The sequence below is a fragment of the Thioclava electrotropha genome (assembly GCF_002085925.2).
Lineage (GTDB): Bacteria > Pseudomonadota > Alphaproteobacteria > Rhodobacterales > Rhodobacteraceae > Thioclava > Thioclava electrotropha.
Map to the genome: position 1 here is coordinate 1,648,663 of NZ_CP053562.1, position 18,580 is coordinate 1,667,242.

Genomic DNA, 18,580 nt, shown 5'->3' on the forward strand with positions numbered 1-18,580 from the left:
TCGCTTTCAGGGCTTGGAATTGTCTCCGCTGCGGACTAGATGCCGCGACACGACGCAATCCAAATCAGTCCCCGGGAGTCCAAGACATGTTGTTAGTGCTGCGCCAGACATGGCCGCTATTGCTGGGCATCATGCTCTTGATGGTCGGCAACGGGATGCAGGGCACGCTGCTTGGTATCCGCGGCAAGATCGAGGGTATCGACACTTTCTACATGTCGCTCGTCATGTCGGCCTATTTCGCGGGCTTCCTGTTCGGGTCGCGCATGGTGCCGGAGATGATCGCGCGCGTCGGTCATGTGCGGGTCTTCGCGGCGCTCGGTTCGCTGATCTCGGCGATCCTCGTTCTTTACGCCGCCTTCCCGAACTGGCCCTCCTGGGTGGCGCTGCGCGTGCTGATCGGCTTCTCCTTCTCGGGCGTGTATATCACGGCGGAAAGCTGGCTGAACGCGGGCTCGACCAACGAGACGCGCGGGCAGGCGCTGTCGCTCTACATGATCATGCAGATGTTCGGCATCGTCACGGCGCAGGCGCTGCTCAACGTGGGCGACCCGGCGGGCTATCTCCTCTTCGTGATCCCCTCGGTACTGGTGTCGCTGTCCTTCACGCCGATCCTGCTCGCGGCCTCGCCTGCACCCAGCTTCGAGACGATCCAGCGCATGACCTTCAGGCGGCTCTGGGAAGCCTCGCCGCTGGGCATCGTGGGGATCTTCCTGCTGGGCGGCATCATCTCGGCGATGTTCGGCATGGCCTCGGTCTGGGGCACCGCCGAAGGGCTCAACGTGAAGCAGATTTCGGCCTTCGTAGCGGCGATCTATGTGGGTGGCCTCTTTCTGCAATATCCAATTGGCTGGGCTTCGGACCGGATGGACCGGCGCCGCGTGATCATGGGCGCGGCGCTTGTAGGTGCGGTGGTGACCTTCGCGATCTTTGCGACGAACCCGCCCTTCTGGGTGCTGCTGATTGGGGCTGCGCTGATCGGCGGTGTGGCCAACCCGCTCTATTCGCTGCTGATCGCCTATACGAACGACTATCTCGATTATTCCGATATGGCGTCCGCTTCGGCGGGGCTGATGTTCATCAACGGGCTTGGTGCGGTGGCGGGGCCGCTGGTGACCGGTTGGCTGATGAGCGTCATGGGGCCGGGCGGGTTCTTCCTCTATATCGGGGTGCTCTGCGCCGGGATCGCGGGCTATGCCGCGTGGCGGATGACGCGCCGCGAAGCGCCGTCGGCGGACGAGACCGGCTCCTACACGCTGCTCTCGCCGACGGCGACGGCGGTTGCGGTCGAGGCCCGTCTCGAAGTCGCTCAGGAAGAAGCGGAAGCGGAAGCCGAAGCAGAAGCCGAGGCGGAAGAGCCGTCCGAGGCCGACAAGCGCACCGAGACCACCGGCTGACGCAAGCCCCCTTTGCCTGCCCCTGCGCTTGCCCTACCATGATCTGAAGTCAGGCGGGGCAGGCACGGCAGGGGAGGGCCGTCACCATGGATCGCATCAACGAGATTATACGCTTCTGGCGTATCGAGGTCGGCGAGAAATACTGGTATCAGTCGAGCGAACAGATCGACGCCGCGATCCGGCGCCGCTATGCGCCGCTCTGGCAGGTGGGTTCGCAAGGTGCGCTGAGCGAATGGGAGCGTAACGCGGAGGGCGCACTGGCGCTTTTGCTCCTGCTCGACCAGTTCCCGCGCAACATGTTCCGCGAGGACCCGCGCGCCTTTCAGACCGACCCGATGGCGCGCCGCCATGCCGATCGCGCGATCGCCGAAGGGTTCGACCTGCAGATCGGCCCGCCGCTACAGCAATTCTTCTACCTGCCGTTCATGCATTCCGAGGAACTTGCCGATCAGGACCGGGCGGTCTCTCTGTTCGCCGAGCGCTGGCGCTCGGAGGATAACCTGCGCCATGCGCGCGCACATCGTTCAGTGATCGAACGGTTCGGGCGCTTCCCTTGGCGCAATTCCGCGCTAGATCGCGAAACGACGCCCGAGGAACAGGCATTTATGGAACAGGGCGGCTACCGCAAAGCGCTTGCGGATGCGGATGAGTTGAAGCTGTCCGTAAAATAGTTTAATGCCAAACCAGTTTCTGACCGGAGGGAAGACATGGCATCGAAAAGCTACGACATGATTGTGATCGGGGCAGGGCCGGGGGGCTATGTCAGCGCCATCCGGGGCGCACAGCTGGGCCTTAAGGTCGCGATCGTGGAGCGCGAGCATCTGGGCGGCATCTGCCTCAACTGGGGCTGTATCCCCACGAAGGCGCTCTTGCGCTCGGCCGAGGTGTTCCACCTGATGGAGCGCGCGAAGGATTTCGGTCTCAGCGCCGAGAAGTTCGGCTATGACCTCGACGCGGTGGTGAAACGCTCGCGCGGGGTGGCGAAGCAGCTCGCTTCCGGCGTCGGCCATCTGCTCAAGAAGAACAAGGTCGATGTCGTGATGGGCACCGCGAAACTGGCCGGCAAGGGCAAGGTTTCGGTGAAAACCGACAAGGGCACCGAGGAACTCACCGCCAAGAACATCGTGCTGGCCACCGGCGCGCGGGCACGTAACCTGCCGGGGCTCGAGGCTGACGGCAAGCGCGTCTGGTCCTACAAGCACGCGCTCAACCCGCCGCACGAGCCGAAGAAGCTGCTGGTCATCGGCTCCGGCGCGATCGGCATCGAATTCGCCAGCTTCTTCAATACGCTGGGCGCCGAGACGACCGTCGTCGAGGTGATGGATCGCGTGCTGCCCGTCGAGGACGAGGAAATCTCGAAATTCGCCAAGAAGCAGTTCGAGAAGCAGGGCATGACGATCCGCGAGAAGGCCACCGTGACCAAGCTCGACCGCAAGGCCGACAAGGTGATCGCGACGCTCGACAAGGGCGGCAAGACCGAGACGCTGGAGGTCGACACCGTGATCTCCGCGGTCGGCATCGTCGGCAATGTCGAGGATCTGGGCCTTGAAGAGGCGGGCGTGAAGGTCGACCGTACCCATGTCGTGACCGACGAATACTGCCGCACCGGCGTCGATGGGCTCTATGCCATCGGCGATATCGCGGGCGCACCGTGGCTGGCGCACAAGGCGAGCCATGAGGGCGTGATGGTGGCCGAGCTGATCGCGGGCAAGCACGCCCATCCGGTCAAGCCGGGCTCGATCGCGGGCTGCACCTATTGCCAGCCGCAGGTCGCCTCGGTCGGCATGACCGAAGCGAAGGCGAAAGAGGCGGGCTACGACATCAAGGTCGGCCGCTTCCCCTTCATCGGCAACGGCAAGGCGATTGCCTTGGGCGAGAGCGAAGGTCTGGTGAAGACCGTGTTCGACGCGAAGACCGGCGAATTGCTGGGCGCGCATATGGTCGGCGCGGAAGTGACCGAGCTGATCCAGGGCTATGTCGTGGGTCGTCAGCTCGAGACGACCGAGGAAGACCTGATGAACACCGTCTTCCCGCACCCGACCCTGTCGGAGATGATGCACGAGTCGGTGCTCGACGCTTACGGGCGCGCGATCCACTTCTGATCGGATGTGCCGAGAAATACGAAAGGCCGGGGAGACCCCGGCCTTTTTTATGGCGCGGGGCGACCAGCCCCGGGCCGCGCCCGACCCTCCCCACGGGAGGGCGCATTGTCGATGTCAGTTTGAGGCCGACCGACTTGCGGGCTTGAGAGATAAAGTGCCCGGTCCCTGACGGAGCAAAGCGCCCACCCGAGGCTCGGGCGCGGCCCTCACCCCCAAGGCCCGTTCTTGCCCTTCCGCCGCACCTTCGGCATCGAGCGCGCGCCGCTCCAATCGCCCGTTGCCGGCGCGGGGGCTGCGCGCTCACGACGCGCACCCGTACCGCCTGCAAGCTGGCGCAGCGCGGCCACGCGGTTCTCGGTCGAGGGGTGGGTGGCGAACAGGTTATCCGCGCCTTGCCCGCTCAGCGGGTTGATGATGAACATATGCGCGGTCGCGGGATTGCGCTCGGCGGCGACATTCTCGACCCGGCGCGCGCCCGCCTCGATCCGCTGCAGCGCCGACGCCAGCCAGAGCGGATTGCCGCAGATCGCAGCACCTTCCTTGTCGGCCGCATATTCGCGGGTCCGCGAGATCGCCATCTGCACCAGCGCTGCCGCCATCGGGGCGAGGAACATCATCGCCAGCGTGCCCATGATCCCCATCCGCTCGCGCGAGCCGCCGAAGAACAGCGCGAAATTCGCCAGCATCGAGATCGCACCGGCGAAGCTTGCCGTCACCGTCATGATCGCGGTGTCGCGGTGCTTGATATGGGCCAGCTCGTGGGCGATCACGCCGGACAGCTCCTCGCGCGACAGACTCTGCATCAGCCCGGCGGTTACCGCCACGGCGGCATTCTCGGGGTTGCGGCCGGTGGCGAAAGCGTTGGGCTGCGGCGTGTCGATTAGATAGACGGCGGGCATCGGCAGGTCGGCATTTTTCGCCAGTTGCCCCACCAGCGCGTTCAGCCCTGCGCGGTCGCCCGGCGCCACCAGATGCGCGTTATGCATCCGCAGCACCATCTTGTCCGAATTCCACCACGAATAGACATTCATCCCGGCGGCGAAGATCAGCGCGATCACCATGCCGGTCTCTCCCCCCATCAGGTAGCCCAACCCCATGAACAGCGCCGTCATCGCCGCCATCAGCATCGCAGTCTTGGCATATCCCATCGTGATCATCTCCACGCGAAAACACTCGGTCTCGATATAGGCACGCGCCGCGCTCGCGCAATTCCGCGGGGCGCGCAAAACAAAAGGGGCCCCGGCGGAGCCCCTTCAAAATCATGCGATGCAGCGCGCGATCAGCGTTCGATCTCGCCGCCGCCTGCGTGCCAGTCGCCTAGACCGCCGATGTTGTAGACATGCTCGTAGCCAAGCTGGGCGAGCATCTGCGCCGCACCGGCCGAACGCGCGCCCGAGGCGCAATAGAGGGCGACCGGCTTCGACGTGTCCAGCTTGGGATGCTTCTCGGGGCTCGACGGGTCGGCCTTCATGCGGATCGTCGCCAGCGGGATATGCAGCGCGCCCTTGGCCTTGCCCGAGCTTTTGACTTCCATGCCCTCGCGCACGTCGACGACGGTCAGTTCGCCGGCTTTCGCCTTGGCCACGGCGTCTTTCGCCGAGATTTTTTCCACGCGGCCACCGCCGGAAGGACGAAGGAAGTTCAGCATCTCAATACCTCTTGCGTTCGCTGGACCCGAAAGATCCGTTTCCCGCCTCATGTGGCAAATGCCGGGAGGCTTTCAAGAGCATTAGCGCGGAACGGAGCGAAAATACATTCAAGAAATGGAATTTAATGCCGATCTGCCACGATTTTGATCTTGCTGCGAGGCGGGCAGGCGGCGCGCGCAAAGCGCGTGACGTCCGCGCAGAGTCAAAAGTTCACATTTCGTTCGCAGATTTGGATTGGAGACTCGCCCGGAAACACCTATCTAGGGCTGGTGATAAAGGGGGCGTGGATGGCTGAACTGAAGTTCATCGAAGTGCGCGGCGCGCGCGAGCACAATCTCAAGGGCGTGGATGTCGATATTCCGCGCGACCAGTTCGTGGTGATCACGGGGCTATCCGGCTCTGGGAAATCTTCGCTGGCCTTCGATACGATCTATGCCGAAGGGCAGCGCCGCTATGTCGAAAGTCTGAGCGCCTATGCGCGGCAGTTCCTCGACATGATGGGCAAACCCGATGTCGATCACATCTCGGGCCTCTCGCCCGCGATCTCGATCGAGCAGAAGACCACGTCGAAGAACCCGCGCTCCACCGTCGGCACCGTGACCGAAATCTACGACTACCTGCGTCTGCTCTACGCCCGCGCGGGCACGCCCTATTCGCCTGCCACCGGCGAGCCGATCGAGGCGCAGCAGGTGCAGGACATGGTCGATATCGTGATGCAAATGGAGGAGGGCACGCGCGGCTATCTGCTCGCCCCCATCGTGCGCGACCGCAAAGGCGAATATCGCAAGGAATTCATAGAGCTGCGCAAGCAGGGTTTCCAGCGCGTGAAGGTCAACGGCGAATTCTACGAGCTGGAAGAGCCGCCGACGCTCGACAAGAAATTCCGCCACAACATCGACGTGGTCGTGGACCGTGTCGTCGTGCGCGAGGGGATGGAGACGCGGCTGGCGGACAGTTTCCGCACCGCGCTCGACCTCGCCGACGGCATCGCGATCTTCGAGAGCGCTCCCCGCGAAGGCGAGGGCGACCCCGAGCGCACGACGTTTTCGGAAAACTTCGCCTGTCCGGTCTCGGGCTTCACCATTCCCGAGATCGAGCCGCGCCTGTTCTCGTTCAACGCGCCCTTCGGGGCCTGTCCGGTCTGTGACGGTCTCGGCGTCGAGCTGTTCTTCGACGAGCGCCTGATGGTGCCCGATGTGACGCTCTCGGTGCAGGGCGGGGCGCTGGCCCCTTGGGCGCGGACCAAGTCGCCCTATTACACCCAGACGATCGAGGCGCTGTCGAAACATTACGGCTTCGATCCGAAGAAGCCGTGGAAGGACCTGCCGGAGAATGTGCAGGAGCTGTTCCTGCGCGGTTCGGGCGATCAGGAGATCAAGTTCCGCTTCGACGAGGGCGGCCGCGTCTACGAGGTCAGCCGCACTTTCGAGGGGATCATCCCGAACATGGAGCGCCGCTACCGCGAGACCGACTCCGCCTGGTCGCGCGAAGAGATGGAGCGCTATCAGAACAACCGCCCCTGCCACGCCTGCGGCGGCTATCGCCTGCGGCCCGAAGCGCTGGCCGTGAAGATCGGCGGTAAGCATGTGGGCCACGTCGTCGAGATGTCGATCAAGGAGGCCCATGACTGGGTCGCCACCGTGCCGGGCAGCTTGTCGAACCAGAAGAACGAGATCGCGACGGCGATCCTCAAGGAAATCCGCGAACGCCTCGGTTTCCTCGTGAATGTGGGCCTCGATTACCTGACGATGAGCCGCGCGGCGGGGACGCTGTCGGGCGGCGAGAGCCAGCGGATCCGACTGGCGTCGCAGATCGGCTCGGGGCTGACGGGCGTGCTCTATGTGCTCGACGAGCCCTCGATCGGCCTGCACCAGCGCGACAATGACCGGCTGCTGCAAACGCTGAAAAACCTGCGCGATCAGGGAAATACCGTGATCGTGGTCGAGCATGACGAGGATGCGATCCGCCATGCCGATTACGTCTTCGATATCGGCCCCGGCGCGGGCGTCCATGGCGGTCAGGTCATCGCGCGCGGCACGCCCGACGAGATCGCCGCCGATGCGGCCTCGCTGACGGGGCAATATCTGTCCGGCAAGCGCGAGATCGCGGTGCCGACGGAACGGCGCAAGGGCAACAAGAAGAAGCTCAAGGTGGTTGGCGCGACCGGCAACAACCTCAAGAACGTCACGGCCGAGTTCCCGCTGGGCAAGTTCGTCTGCGTCACCGGCGTCTCGGGCGGGGGCAAGTCTACGCTCACTATCGAGACGCTGTTCAAAACTGCCTCGATGCGGCTCAACGGCGCGCGTCAGACGCCCGCGCCCTGCGACACGATCAAGGGACTGGAGCATCTCGACAAGGTCATCGACATCGACCAGCGGCCGATCGGGCGCACGCCGCGCTCGAACCCGGCGACCTATACCGGGGCCTTCACTCCGATCCGCGACTGGTTCGCCGGTCTGCCGGAGGCGAAGGCGCGTGGCTACAAGCCGGGTCGCTTCTCGTTCAACGTGAAGGGCGGGCGCTGCGAGGCCTGTCAGGGCGATGGCGTCATCAAGATCGAGATGCACTTCCTGCCCGACGTCTATGTCGAATGCGAGACCTGCAAGGGCAAGCGCTACAACCGCGAGACGCTGGAGATCCAGTACAAGGGCAAGTCCATCGCGGATGTGCTCGACATGACGGTCGAGGATGCACAGGAGTTCTTCAAGGCGGTGCCCTCGATCCGCGAGAAGATGGATGCGCTGATGGAGGTGGGCCTTGGCTATATCAAGGTCGGCCAGCAGGCGACGACTCTGTCTGGCGGCGAGGCGCAGCGGGTGAAGCTGTCCAAGGAACTGTCGAAACGCGCCACAGGTCGCACTTTGTACATTCTGGACGAGCCGACGACCGGTCTGCACTTCGAAGATGTTCGAAAACTGCTAGAGGTGCTGCACAGCCTCGTGGAGCAGGGCAACACCGTCGTGGTGATCGAGCACAATCTCGACGTCATCAAGACCGCCGATCATATCATCGATATCGGCCCCGAGGGCGGCGATGGCGGAGGTGAGATCGTGGCGGTCGGCACCCCCGAGCAGGTGGCCGAAAATCCGCGCAGCCATACCGGCCATTACCTCGCGCAGATGCTGGGAGTGAAGGTCGCGGCGGAGTGATCCGCCGCGCCGAGGACTTCGACCGTGGCCGCGGGCTCAGCGCCGCGCGGTGCGGCCGATGACTTCCATGACCTTGTGGTCTTCCGCGCCCACTTTGTAGATCACGCCACGTACTCTGTAGTAGCGCCAGGCGCCCGTCACGATCGGCAGGTCGTAGCGGCGCAGGTTCAGGATCATCGAGTGCTGGTAGACCGGGAAGTCGTCGCCGACGCTGAACTCGGGCTCCATCTGGCCTTGCAGCACCCAGCGCGCCGTTCCGTTGGTCGTGGCGACCTTGCAGAACGTGTCCCCCGTCGTGAGCGTCTTGCACTCCGGCGCGGCTTTTGCAGCGGTCTTGGTCTCGGCTGTGGCATTGCCCATGTCGATCTTGCCGCCGCGCATCACTTGGACCCCTTGCGCCGATCCTTCGGCGGAGGCGAGGGCGGGCAGGGCGCAGGTCAGCGCGATCAGGGCGAGCGGGCGTGTCACGATCCTCATCACGAAAGCCTAGCCACGCAGATACCATCGGGCAATGAAATTGAGAATCGACGCATGTTTCTGTCCTCCAAGCTTTTGAGGACAAGAAAAAACGGGCGGAGTGGTTCCGCCCGTTCGTAACTTTCCGTCTGGACTGTGGCTCAGAAGCCGACGACGTCCGAAGCTTTGCCGATCTGGGCGATCACTTCGCCGTTCTCGGGGCTGACTTCGTAGATGTAGCCAAACGAGCGCCAGTAGGTCGCGTCAGCCTTCAGGCCGAATGCGTCGGGCTGGCGGAGGCGAACGTGGTTCTCGGTGATCTGCTGGCCAACCTGCCACAGAAGGTCGTTACGAACCGAGGGCTTTTCAGCGTTTGCCTGGTTCGCGACCGAGACGCTCGAAGCGAGTTTCGAACCTGCGGCGCTCATCGGACCATCTGCGAGAGCTGCCATCGGGGTAAGGGCTGCACCGATCACCGCGATCAGCGCGATACGGGGAAGATAAGTCATGCGCGTTTCCTTTCGTCTTGGTGGACCAAATGCCGCATTGCGGCGAAAAGGTCCATTGCAGATTCCGCATTACCGCTATGCACGCGTTTGTGTGCGATCGTGTGCCGGCGGTTTTGCTAGGGCGCTGAAAATGCTTAAATAAAATCTAATGGTGGTTTCAGAAAATATGAAAGACCCGCGCAAACCCGCGCGGGTCTTCACTTTTCGTAACGTCATTTTGAACGTCGTTTCTGCGTTTGCGCGGTCAGTTCCCGAGGATCGAGCGCGCGAGTCCGATCAATGCGAGCACTTCACCGGTCTGACGGTCGACCTGATAGACGTATCCGTTAGAACGCCAGTAGGTCCGATTGTCGTTTAACCCGTAGCGATTCGGGTCGCGGATCAGGACGTAGTCGCCAATGATCCGGTCGCCGCGACGCCAGCGGTGGTCGGCGTCCCGCCATGCGTCATCGCGCTCGTCGTCATGGCGATAGCTCTTCTTGGCGAGGCCCGGCGGGCGACAGCCATTGTTCTTCTTGGCCAGCCCCGGCGGGCAGCCCTTGTAATTGCGCTCCGCGTGGCCGCGGTCGTTCTTCCACTTGCCGTGGCCATGCCCGTCGGCAAGGGCCGCACCGGGCAGAAGGCTCGCCCCGAGGGCGGCGGCGAGGGTAAGCTGGGTCAGGCGTTTCATGTGACCTCTCCTTTCCATAAGCGCCTCAGGCGCGTCTCGGGATATAAATGACCATACCTGCCGAGCCGTTCCATGATGGAATCGTACCTTACCTTCTCACAAGCAAGACCCCGCCGAAGGCACATGGTCCTTCGGCGGGGTCCGGCTCGCCCGAGGGCGAGTTTAGGTCGTAGGGGTTACTTCTTGCAGGTATTGACACCCAGCATCGAATAAAGCGGGCAGGTGCCCAGCAACCCGGTCGCAAGCGGGATCAACCCGATCCAGTACAGCCAGTGATAGGGGCTGGGCGGGGTGACGAAGAAGCCGATGATCAGGGCCAGCCCGACCACGATGCGAAGAGTGCGGTCGATGCCGCCGACATTGTTCTTGAACATGCAAAGCCCTTTCGGTGGCGCAGTTTCCTTTGATCTTGATACTGTTACGCAAGCTCAAGCGGCAAGGATTAACTGCGGGAGGCGCGGTGACGCGCCTCCGCTCAGCTGCGCGAGCGCTTCTCGAAACGCGGCAACATGGCCGAGAAATCGCGCCCCTTGCCGCCTTCGGCTTCCACGAAAGCCGCGTAGAGCGCGGAGGCGAGCTTGCCCATCGGCGTGTCGGCATCGGCGCTCTCGGCGGCCTGCTGGCTCAGCCGCAGGTCCTTGAGCATCAGCTCGGCCGCGAAGCCCGGCTTGTAGTCGTTGTCGGCAGGCGATTGCGGCCCGACGCCCGGCGCGGGGCAATAGGTGTTCATCGACCAGCTCTGACCGGAAGAGGTCGAGACCACGTCGAACATCTTCTCGCGGTCGAGGCCCAGCTTGTCGGCCAGCGCGAAAGCTTCGCAGGTCGCGATCATCGTCACGCCGAGGATCATGTTGTTGCAGATCTTCGCAGCCTGACCGGCGCCCGCTTCACCGCAATGCACGGCCTTCTGGCCCATCACGTCGAAGAGGGGCTTCACGATCTCGAAGCTTTTCGCGTCACCGCCCACCATGAAGGTCAGCGTGCCGTTGGTCGCGCCGCCAACGCCACCGGAGACCGGCGCGTCGAGCGAACCGAGGCCGCGATCCGCCGCCATCGCCGCGACCGCTTTCGCGCTATCCACGTCGACGGTCGAGCAATCGCACAGCACTGCATCTTCCTGCATCGCCGGGATCACCTCCTTGGCGACGTCGCGCAGGATTTGGCCGTTGGGCAGCATGGTGATGACAACCTCGGCCTCCTGCGCCGCCGCCGCTGCGGTCGTCGCCTGACCCACGCCCTCGGGCGGCGGGGCGGTGAGGTCGAAGCCGATCACTTTGTGACCCGCGGCAACCAGATTGGCCGCCATCGGCCCACCCATGTTTCCAAGCCCGATAAATGCGATTTTCATGGTGTCTCCTCCCAGATGGCCCATTCGGGGCCGAGCGGCTCCAGCATCTGCGCGACCGCCTCTTCCGGCAGCGCATCCAGAGCATATTTCCATTGCGGATTGCGATCCTTGTCGATGATCTGCGCCCGCACGCCCTCGAGAAAATCACCTAGCTCCGCCGCCCGCCAGGTAAAGCGGAACTCATGGGTGAGGGCGGCGCGGATGGTGTTCTCGGCACGGGTCATTCGGATCAGGCGCAGCGTCGCTTCCATCGAGAGCGCGGAGTTGCGCAGCACCGTCTTGTAGGTCTTCTCGGCGAACTCGCTGCCCGAGGTCTCGAGCTTGGCGACGATCGCGGCGAGGTTCTCGGCCCAGAAAATCCGGTCGATCTCGGGGCGCAGGCCCTCCAGCTTGCCGGGCTCGGGCGAGGTGCGGGGATGAGGCAGGATGTCGATATTGCCGGTCTCGATGAGTCGGGTCTTCAGGTCGTCCCAATCGGCCTCGGGCACGAACATATCGGCAAACCCCGCATAGAGCGCGTCGGTCGCGTTCATCCGCGCCCCGGTGAGGCCGAGATATTCGCCCACATGGCCCGGCGCGCGCGCCAGCAACAGCGTGCCGCCCACGTCGGGGATCAGCCCGATGCCGCTTTCGGGCATCGCCACCTGCGTGCTTTCGCCCACGATCCGGTGGCTGGCATGGCCGCCGACGCCGACGCCGCCGCCCATCACGAAGCCCTGCATGAAGGCGACGACGGGTTTGGGATATTCCGCGATCTTGGCGTTCATCCGGTATTCGTCGCGCCAGAAATCGCGCCCCGGCGCGTAATCGCCTGCGATCCCGGCCCGGTAGACGGCGGCAATGTCGCCGCCCGAACAGAAGGCGCGATCGCCCACCGCGTCGATCACGACAAGATCGACCTCAGGATCGTCGCGCCATCGATCAAGGGCCGCCTCGATCGCCATGGCCATCTCGTGATCGAGCGCATTGAGCGCCTTGGGTCGATTGAAGGTCAGCCGTCCGGCGCGACCTTCTTTCCGTGCGATCATCGTTTCTTCGGTCATCCACGCTCCGCCAGCATCGCGCGACTGATGATCAGCCGCATGATTTCATTGGTGCCTTCAAGGATCTGGTGCACGCGCAGGTCGCGTACGAGCTTCTCGATCCCGTAATCGGCAAGATAGCCGTAACCACCATGCAATTGCAGGCATTGGTTTGCCACATCGAATGAGGCATCCGTCACATAGAGTTTAGCCATGGCGCAGAACTTCGTCGCATCATGGGTCTTGTTGTCGAGCTTCCACGCCGCCTGACGCAGGAAGGTGCGCGCGGATTCCAGTTTCACCTCCATCTCGGCGAGGCGGAATTGCAGCGCCTGGAACTGGTCGAGCGATTTGCCGAAGGCTTTGCGCTCGCCCATATAGGCCAGCGTCTTGGTCAGCGCGGCCTGCGCGCCGCCCAAAGCCGAGGCCGCGATGTTGAGGCGCCCGCCATCGAGCCCGGCCATCGCATAAGTGAAACCTTTGCCCTCTTCGCCCAGCAGGTTCTCCGCCGGAATGTGGCAATCGTCGAATTGCACCTGCGCGGTCGGTTGGGCTTTCCAGCCCATCTTGCGCTCCAGCCCGCCGAAGCTGAGACCCTTTGCGCCGTCCTCGACGACCACGGTGGAGATGCCCTTGGGCCCCGGATCGCCGGTGCGGACCATCGTCACATAGACATCCGAATAGCCGCCGCCCGAGATGAACGCCTTGGTGCCGTTGAGCACCCAGCCCTCGTTCGAACGCTCGGCGTTGGTGCGCAATGCTGCCGCGTCCGAGCCCGAGCCCGGCTCGGTCAGGCAGTAGGAGAAGACTTTCTTCATGCTGACCAGATCGGGCAGCCAGCGCGCCTTGTCCTCGTCCGAGCCGAATTTGTCGATCATGCCGCCGCACATGTTGTGGATCGACAGGAACGAGCCCACGGCGGGGCAGGACATCGCCAGCGCCTCGAAGACGAGCGTGGCATCGAGGCGCGACAGGCCAGATCCGCCGTAGTCTTCGGAGACGTAGATGCCGCCCAGACCCAGCTCGGCCACTTTCGGCCAGAGCTCTTTCGGGATCGTGCCCGCCTCTTCCCACGCCTCGGCATGGGGGGCGATCTCGTCTTGCCCGAAGGCGTAAGCCATATCGAAAATGGCCTGCTGTTCCTCGCTGAGCGCGTAATCCATGAAACTCCTCCCCGAGCTCACTTTCGGCAAAGGCTCGACCTCAACCGGATGAATTGAACACCCGTTTAATTTCGAATCCTTGCGAGAGTTTTGCAAGGGGGGAGCATCGAGGGAAGGGGGCGAACCCTCAACCCGCCAGATAATCCGCGATCACCGAGTGCGAGCCGCGCGCCCAGACGTCGTTCAGAAGCGCTGTGAATTTCGCCACGACCTCGGCATTCTCGGCCAGATCGCCGTAGATTTCCGACATTTCCAGCCACGCGGCGGGACGTTCCTTCGCCAGCTTCGACTGCGCGACGAGATGATCCCAGTTCGGATCGTTCGGCGCGATCTCCACCCCGGTCTCGCTGGTGCCATAGCAATAGCGGCACCACAGCGCGCTCTCGAGGATCAGCCCGGTGCAATCGCGGCCCTGCGCAACGCAGTCGTTGATCGAGGTGATGATGAACTTCGGCTGCCGGTTCGACCCGTCGAGGCACAGGCGGCGGATCGTGTCGGCCACTTCCGGGTTCGAGAAGCGGTCGAGGATCAACTGCTTGTAATCGTTCAGATCTGTCTCGGGCACCGGCGGCACGATGGGCAGGATCTCGGTCGTCTCGATCTTGTCGAGATAGGCGCGAATCTGATCGTCGGCCATGGCCTCATGCGCGTATTCGATGTCGCGCAGACCGGCGGCATAGGCGATGATCGCGTGCCCGCCGTTGAGGATGCGGATTTTCATCGTCTCGAACCGGTCGACCGCATTGGTGAAGGTCACGCCGACCTTCTCCAGCGCCGGGCGGCCTGCGGGGAAATTGTCCTCCATCACCCATTGGCGGAAGGGCTCGCAGGTGACGGGGGCGGCGTCTTCGATCCCGAAGCTTTGGGCCAGCGCACGCTCGCGCGGGCCGGTGGCGGGGGTGATCCGGTCCACCATCGAGTTCGGGAAGGCGACATTGGCCTTGATCCATGCGCTTAGCTCCGGGTCCGACAGTTCCGCCAGCCCGCAGACCGCGTCGCGCGTGACATGGCCGTTATGGGGGACGTTGTCGCAGCACATCACGGTGAAGGGCGGCAGGCCCGAGGCGCGGCGCGCTTTCAGCGCCGCGATGATCGCGCCGAAGGCGGTCTCGGGGGCGTCCGGGTTGGCCGCATCGGCCTGAATGTCGGGATGGGTCGGGCTGAACGTCCCGGTCTTGGGGTCGATGTAATAGCCGCCCTCGGTCACGGTGAGCGACACGATCCGCACGCTGGGCTGCGACATCGCGGCGATCAGCGGGGCGTTGCCCGAGGCGACCTCGGCGAAACCGACCATCGAGCCGATCACGCGCGCCGATTTTGCCGCCGGGTCCAGCTCGATCACACTATACAGACCGTCCTGCGCCAGAACCGCCTCGCGCATCTTCGCATCGCCCGCGCGCACGCCCGCGCCCATGAGCGCCCAGTCATGGCCTTCGCCCAGGTTGAACAGATCGTCGAGATAGACCGCCTGATGCGCCCGGTGGAAATTGCCGCAGCCGATATGAACGATGCCGGGAGTGAGCGCTGCACGGTCGTAACCGGGACGCGCCACGTCTGCGGGAAGCTCGGAGAGGGTGTCGTTGGAAAGTGTCATGTCAGCTCATCCAGTTTCCGCCGTCGACATTGTAGGTCTGGGCGACGATGTATTCGGCCTCGTCCGAGGCGAGGAAAACGGCCATGCCGGTCAGGTCGGCAGCGGTGCCCATGCGACCGAAGGGGACGGACTCGCCCACCTCTTTTTTCTTCTGGCCCAAGGGTTTGTTCTCGTATTTCGCGAAGAAGGCATCGACGCCGTCCCAATGCTCGCCATCGACCACGCCGGGTGCGATCGCGTTCACGTTGATGCCGTGTTCGATCAGGTTCAGACCCGCCGATTGGGTGAGGCTGATGACGGCGGCCTTGGAGGCGCAATAGACCGCCACCAGAGCTTCGCCACGCCGCCCGGCCTGAGACGCCATGTTGATGATTTTGCCGCCGCGGCCCTGCGCGATCATCTCCTTCGCCGCCGCCTGCATCATGAACAGCGTGCCTTCGACATTGATCTTGAAGACACGGGCGTAGTCTTCGTGGGTGATCTCTACGAGGGGGGCCGCGGTGAAGATCGCCGCGTTGTTGATCAGGATGTCGATCCCGCCCGAGGCGCGCATCTTCTCCATCGCAGCGTCGATGCTCGCCGCGTCGGTCACGTCGAGCTTCAGCGCCACCGCGCCGATTTCGGCGGCCGTATCCTCGGCCCGGGCCATGTCGATATCGCCGATCACGACCTCCGCGCCTTCCGCGATGTATTTCTCCGCGAAGGCGCGCCCGATCCCGCGGGCAGCCCCGGTGATCAGGGCGCGTTTGCCTTTCAGTCGCATCAGATTGCCTGCCCTTGCGCGTCGAATTTGTGAAGCTGGCTCAGATCGGGTGTCAGATAGACCGTGTCGCCCGCATGCAGGCCGATCTCGCCGCCGCCGCGCACGTTGATCAGGCCATACTTGGTGTCGACATGCAGGAACGTGTCCGACCCCAGATGCTCGGAGACGCCGACCGTGCCTTTCCACGCGCCTTCCGTGGTGGAGACCTCGATATGTTCGGGGCGGATCCCGATGCTGTCGGCGCCGTATTTCGCAGCCTCGTCGCCTTCGATAAAGTTCATCTTCGGCGAGCCGATGAAGCCCGCGACGAACTTGTTGCGCGGGGTGCGATACAGCTCGAGCGGCGAGCCGACCTGTTCGATGCGGCCAGCCTGCAGCACGACGATCTTGTCGGCCATGGTCATCGCCTCGACCTGATCGTGCGTCACATAGACCATCGTGGTTTTCAGCTTCTGGTGCAGTTCCGAGATTTCGAGACGCATGTTCACGCGCAGCGCCGCATCGAGGTTCGACAGCGGTTCGTCGAACAGGAACGCCGCCGGTTCACGCACGATGGCCCGGCCGATCGCGACACGCTGACGCTGACCGCCCGAAAGCTGGCCAGGGCGACGGTCGAGATAGTCGGTCAGGTTGAGAATGCGCGCGGCATTGTCGACCTTCTCCTTCGCCGCCGCTTGATCGAGCTTCGCCATCTTCAGCGGGAAGGCGATGTTCTTGCGCACCGACATATGCGGGTAGAGCGCGTAGCTTTGGAACACCATTGCCAGACCGCGCTTGGCGGGGGGCAGTTCGGCCGACGGTTGACCGTTGATCTCGATCTCGCCGCCGGAGACATCTTCCAGACCCGCGATCAGGCGCAGAAGGGTGGATTTGCCGCAGCCCGAGGGGCCGACGAAGACGACGAACTCGCCATCGTTGATTTCCAGATCGAGCGGGGGGATGACCTCGACATCGCCGAAGGCCTTGCGGACGCCCTTGAGGGTTATTTGTCCCATGGGTTTAGCTCCTTATTTCACGGCGCCGAAGGTCAGGCCACGCACCAACTGTTTCTGGCTGAACCAGCCGAGGATCAGGATCGGTGCGATAGCCAGCGTCGAGGCGGCAGAGAGTTTCGCGTAGAACAGCCCTTCGGGGCTGGAATAGGCGGCAATGAAAGCGGTGAGGGGGGCGGCTTTCGCCGCCGTCAGGTTCAGGGTCCAGAACGCTTCGTTCCACGCGAGGATCACGTTCAGCAGAAGCGTCGAGGCGATACCGGGCACAGCCATCGGGGTGAGCACGTAGAGGATCTCGCCCCCCAGCGTCGCCCCGTCCATGCGCGCGGCTTCGAGGATGTCCTTCGGGATTTCCTTGAAATAGGTGAAGAGCATCCAGATCACGATCGGCAGGTTCATCAGGCACAGCACGATCACCAGACCGATCCGGGTATCCAGAAGCCCCCAGTCGCGGAACATCAGGTAGATCGGGACGAGCACGCCCACCGCGGGCATCATCTTCGTGGACAGCATCCACATCAGCACGTCCTTGGTGCGCTTGCCCGGGACGAAGGCCATGGCCCAAGCCGAGGGGATCGCGATGACCAGCGCCAGCAGGGTGGAGCCGAACGAGATCACCACCGAGTTCATGAAGTGGCGGAAGTAGTTCGAGCGCTCCTGCACGACGTGGTAGCTGTCAAAGGTCCAGGACGAGGTCAGCACGTCCCAGGGCGCCTTGATTGCGTTGCCCTCGGTCTTGAACGACAGGATGATCGTCCAGAGGATCGGGAAGAAGATCACGAAGGCCAGCGCCCATGCGATCACCGACATGATCACGCGGCGGCGGTTTGATACTTTGCGCGCCATTGGATTACGCCTCCAGGTTCTTGCCGATCATCCGCATCAGGAAGATCGCGACGATATTTGCGAGGATCACGGCGATCACACCGCCAGCTGCGCCTCCGCCCACGTCGAATTGCAGCAGCGACTGGACATAGACGAGGTAGGTCAGCGTGGTGGACGCGTTGCCCGGGCCGCCATTCGTGGTCACGAGGATTTCCGCGAAGGTGGACAGCAGGAAGATCGTTTGAATGAGGATCACGACGGTCGCGGCCCGCGCGAGGTGCGGCAGCATGATGTAGAAGAACCGCGACAGCGCACCGGCGCCATCCATCTCGGCGGCCTCCAGCTGCTCGCTATCGAGCGATTGCAGCGCGGTCAGCAGGATCAGCGTCGCGAAGGGCAGCCACTGCCATGCCACGATAATGGTGATCGAGAGCATCGGCGCATGGGCGAGAAAGTCGTATGGTTGCAGCCCTATCGCCTTGGCGAGATAGGCAAAAATGCCGTTCACCGGATTGTAGAGCATGTTCTTCCAGACCAGCGCCGAGACGGTCGGCATGACGAAGAAGGGCGCGATCACGAGGACCCGCACGATGCCTTGGCCGAAGATCGGCTGATCGAGCAGCAGCGCCAGCAGGATGCCACCGAACACGGTGATCAGAAGCACGCCCCCCACCAGTACCAGCGTGTTGATCAACGCGGTGAAGAAGGCGGGATCGGTCAGGAAGTAATAGTAATTGTCCCAGCCAACGAAGCCGCCCTGACCGGGCATCAACAGGTTGTAGCGCTGGAACGAGAACCAGATCGTCATGCCCAATGGCACTGCCATCCAAAGAAACAGCAAGATGACGGATGGCGAAATCATAAGGCGCGCGGCAGAGCGCGAGGCTTGCGTGGACATCGGTCCGGCTCCGGTTATCGGGAGTTGCAAAAAGAGGCACGGGGCG

Annotated in this window: 18 protein-coding genes; 4 read left to right on the plus strand and 14 right to left on the minus strand. The window is 63.4% G+C overall.

All coding sequences use genetic code 11. From position 1 onward, the window contains the following. Positions 1-86 precede the first annotated feature (86 nt). From AKL02_RS07875 to lpdA, 3 genes are all read left to right on the plus strand, one after another. On the plus strand, positions 87-1,394 hold the full coding sequence (locus tag AKL02_RS07875; RefSeq protein ID WP_083075248.1) for an MFS transporter: 1,308 nt from the start codon (positions 87-89) through the stop codon (positions 1,392-1,394). 86 nt (positions 1,395-1,480) lie between these two features. Next, a complete protein-coding gene (locus AKL02_RS07880) occupies positions 1,481-2,065 on the plus strand; it encodes a DUF924 family protein (RefSeq protein WP_083075250.1) in 585 nt (194 codons plus the stop codon). Positions 2,066-2,101: 36 nt separating this feature from the next. Further along, positions 2,102-3,496, plus strand: a complete 1,395-nt coding sequence (gene lpdA, locus AKL02_RS07885) for a dihydrolipoyl dehydrogenase (RefSeq protein ID WP_083075252.1) — start codon at positions 2,102-2,104, stop codon at positions 3,494-3,496. Between the two features lie 206 nt (positions 3,497-3,702). On the opposite strand, the gene htpX is transcribed toward lpdA, so the two are convergent. Both htpX and AKL02_RS07895 read right to left on the minus strand, forming a co-directional pair. Beyond that, the gene (gene htpX, locus AKL02_RS07890; protein ID WP_083075590.1) at positions 3,703-4,644 is read right to left on the minus strand and encodes a zinc metalloprotease HtpX; all 942 of its coding nucleotides are present in this window, start codon (positions 4,642-4,644) and stop codon (positions 3,703-3,705) included. Positions 4,645-4,775: 131 nt separating this feature from the next. Further along, positions 4,776-5,144: a rhodanese-like domain-containing protein gene (locus AKL02_RS07895; protein WP_078546795.1), complete on the minus strand. Its 369-nt coding sequence runs from the start codon at positions 5,142-5,144 to the stop codon at positions 4,776-4,778. 288 nt (positions 5,145-5,432) lie between these two features. On the opposite strand from AKL02_RS07895, the gene uvrA reads away from it, so the two are divergent. Continuing rightward, complete coding sequence (gene uvrA / locus AKL02_RS07900; RefSeq protein WP_078599224.1) at positions 5,433-8,294, plus strand: excinuclease ABC subunit UvrA; 2,862 nt, start codon at positions 5,433-5,435, stop codon at positions 8,292-8,294. 36 nt (positions 8,295-8,330) lie between these two features. On the opposite strand, the gene AKL02_RS07905 is transcribed toward uvrA, so the two are convergent. From AKL02_RS07905 to AKL02_RS07960, 12 genes are all read right to left on the minus strand, one after another. Then, the gene (locus AKL02_RS07905) at positions 8,331-8,771 is read right to left on the minus strand and encodes a hypothetical protein (protein WP_083075254.1); all 441 of its coding nucleotides are present in this window, start codon (positions 8,769-8,771) and stop codon (positions 8,331-8,333) included. Between the two features lie 140 nt (positions 8,772-8,911). Next, the gene (locus tag AKL02_RS07910) at positions 8,912-9,259 is read right to left on the minus strand and encodes a hypothetical protein (protein WP_083075256.1); all 348 of its coding nucleotides are present in this window, start codon (positions 9,257-9,259) and stop codon (positions 8,912-8,914) included. A 244-nt stretch (positions 9,260-9,503) separates the two neighbouring features. Continuing rightward, positions 9,504-9,929, minus strand: coding sequence for a hypothetical protein (locus AKL02_RS07915; RefSeq protein ID WP_078519306.1), 426 nt, complete (start codon positions 9,927-9,929; stop codon positions 9,504-9,506). A gap of 176 nt (positions 9,930-10,105) precedes the next feature. After that, positions 10,106-10,303: a YgaP family membrane protein gene (locus AKL02_RS07920; protein WP_083075258.1), complete on the minus strand. Its 198-nt coding sequence runs from the start codon at positions 10,301-10,303 to the stop codon at positions 10,106-10,108. A gap of 101 nt (positions 10,304-10,404) precedes the next feature. Next, positions 10,405-11,277 carry a 3-hydroxyisobutyrate dehydrogenase gene (gene mmsB / locus AKL02_RS07925; RefSeq protein ID WP_083075260.1) on the minus strand — a complete coding sequence of 291 codons (873 nt, stop codon included), beginning with the start codon at positions 11,275-11,277 and terminating at the stop codon, positions 10,405-10,407. Beyond that, on the minus strand, positions 11,274-12,320 hold the full coding sequence (locus AKL02_RS07930) for an enoyl-CoA hydratase/isomerase family protein (RefSeq protein WP_083075262.1): 1,047 nt from the start codon (positions 12,318-12,320) through the stop codon (positions 11,274-11,276). Before AKL02_RS07930 ends, mmsB begins: the two co-directional genes overlap by 4 nt. Then, complete coding sequence (locus tag AKL02_RS07935) at positions 12,317-13,462, minus strand: acyl-CoA dehydrogenase family protein (RefSeq protein ID WP_083075264.1); 1,146 nt, start codon at positions 13,460-13,462, stop codon at positions 12,317-12,319. Before AKL02_RS07935 ends, AKL02_RS07930 begins: the two co-directional genes overlap by 4 nt. A 127-nt stretch (positions 13,463-13,589) precedes the next feature. After that, positions 13,590-15,056, minus strand: coding sequence for a mannitol dehydrogenase family protein (locus AKL02_RS07940; RefSeq protein ID WP_083075266.1), 1,467 nt, complete (start codon positions 15,054-15,056; stop codon positions 13,590-13,592). Position 15,057: 1 nt separating this feature from the next. Then, entirely contained in the window at positions 15,058-15,822 is a 765-nt protein-coding gene (locus AKL02_RS07945) for an L-iditol 2-dehydrogenase (protein WP_083075592.1), read from the minus strand. Further along, on the minus strand, positions 15,819-16,814 hold the full coding sequence (locus AKL02_RS07950) for an ABC transporter ATP-binding protein (protein ID WP_083075268.1): 996 nt from the start codon (positions 16,812-16,814) through the stop codon (positions 15,819-15,821). The genes AKL02_RS07945 and AKL02_RS07950 overlap by 4 nt, the downstream gene beginning before the upstream one ends. A 12-nt stretch (positions 16,815-16,826) precedes the next feature. Then, positions 16,827-17,657: a carbohydrate ABC transporter permease gene (locus AKL02_RS07955; protein WP_083075270.1), complete on the minus strand. Its 831-nt coding sequence runs from the start codon at positions 17,655-17,657 to the stop codon at positions 16,827-16,829. 4 nt (positions 17,658-17,661) lie between these two features. Next, the gene (locus tag AKL02_RS07960; RefSeq protein ID WP_078519297.1) at positions 17,662-18,534 is read right to left on the minus strand and encodes a carbohydrate ABC transporter permease; all 873 of its coding nucleotides are present in this window, start codon (positions 18,532-18,534) and stop codon (positions 17,662-17,664) included. Positions 18,535-18,580 lie beyond the last annotated feature (46 nt).

What these genes read in the sequence shown, in the direction of transcription:
- AKL02_RS07875 (WP_083075248.1), top strand. Translation starts at nt 87, where the DNA reads ATGTTGTTAGTGCTGCGCCAGACATGGCCGCTATTGCTGGGCATCATG.
- AKL02_RS07880 (WP_083075250.1), top strand. Translation starts at nt 1,481, where the DNA reads ATGGATCGCATCAACGAGATTATACGCTTCTGGCGTATCGAGGTCGGC.
- lpdA (WP_083075252.1), top strand. Translation starts at nt 2,102, where the DNA reads ATGGCATCGAAAAGCTACGACATGATTGTGATCGGGGCAGGGCCGGGG.
- htpX (WP_083075590.1), bottom strand. Translation starts at nt 4,644, where the DNA reads ATGGGATATGCCAAGACTGCGATGCTGATGGCGGCGATGACGGCGCTG.
- AKL02_RS07895 (WP_078546795.1), bottom strand. Translation starts at nt 5,144, where the DNA reads ATGCTGAACTTCCTTCGTCCTTCCGGCGGTGGCCGCGTGGAAAAAATC.
- uvrA (WP_078599224.1), top strand. Translation starts at nt 5,433, where the DNA reads ATGGCTGAACTGAAGTTCATCGAAGTGCGCGGCGCGCGCGAGCACAAT.
- AKL02_RS07905 (WP_083075254.1), bottom strand. Translation starts at nt 8,771, where the DNA reads ATGAGGATCGTGACACGCCCGCTCGCCCTGATCGCGCTGACCTGCGCC.
- AKL02_RS07910 (WP_083075256.1), bottom strand. Translation starts at nt 9,259, where the DNA reads ATGACTTATCTTCCCCGTATCGCGCTGATCGCGGTGATCGGTGCAGCC.
- AKL02_RS07915 (WP_078519306.1), bottom strand. Translation starts at nt 9,929, where the DNA reads ATGAAACGCCTGACCCAGCTTACCCTCGCCGCCGCCCTCGGGGCGAGC.
- AKL02_RS07920 (WP_083075258.1), bottom strand. Translation starts at nt 10,303, where the DNA reads ATGTTCAAGAACAATGTCGGCGGCATCGACCGCACTCTTCGCATCGTG.
- mmsB (WP_083075260.1), bottom strand. Translation starts at nt 11,277, where the DNA reads ATGAAAATCGCATTTATCGGGCTTGGAAACATGGGTGGGCCGATGGCG.
- AKL02_RS07930 (WP_083075262.1), bottom strand. Translation starts at nt 12,320, where the DNA reads ATGACCGAAGAAACGATGATCGCACGGAAAGAAGGTCGCGCCGGACGG.
- AKL02_RS07935 (WP_083075264.1), bottom strand. Translation starts at nt 13,462, where the DNA reads ATGGATTACGCGCTCAGCGAGGAACAGCAGGCCATTTTCGATATGGCT.
- AKL02_RS07940 (WP_083075266.1), bottom strand. Translation starts at nt 15,056, where the DNA reads ATGACACTTTCCAACGACACCCTCTCCGAGCTTCCCGCAGACGTGGCG.
- AKL02_RS07950 (WP_083075268.1), bottom strand. Translation starts at nt 16,814, where the DNA reads ATGGGACAAATAACCCTCAAGGGCGTCCGCAAGGCCTTCGGCGATGTC.
- AKL02_RS07955 (WP_083075270.1), bottom strand. Translation starts at nt 17,657, where the DNA reads ATGGCGCGCAAAGTATCAAACCGCCGCCGCGTGATCATGTCGGTGATC.
- AKL02_RS07960 (WP_078519297.1), bottom strand. Translation starts at nt 18,534, where the DNA reads ATGTCCACGCAAGCCTCGCGCTCTGCCGCGCGCCTTATGATTTCGCCA.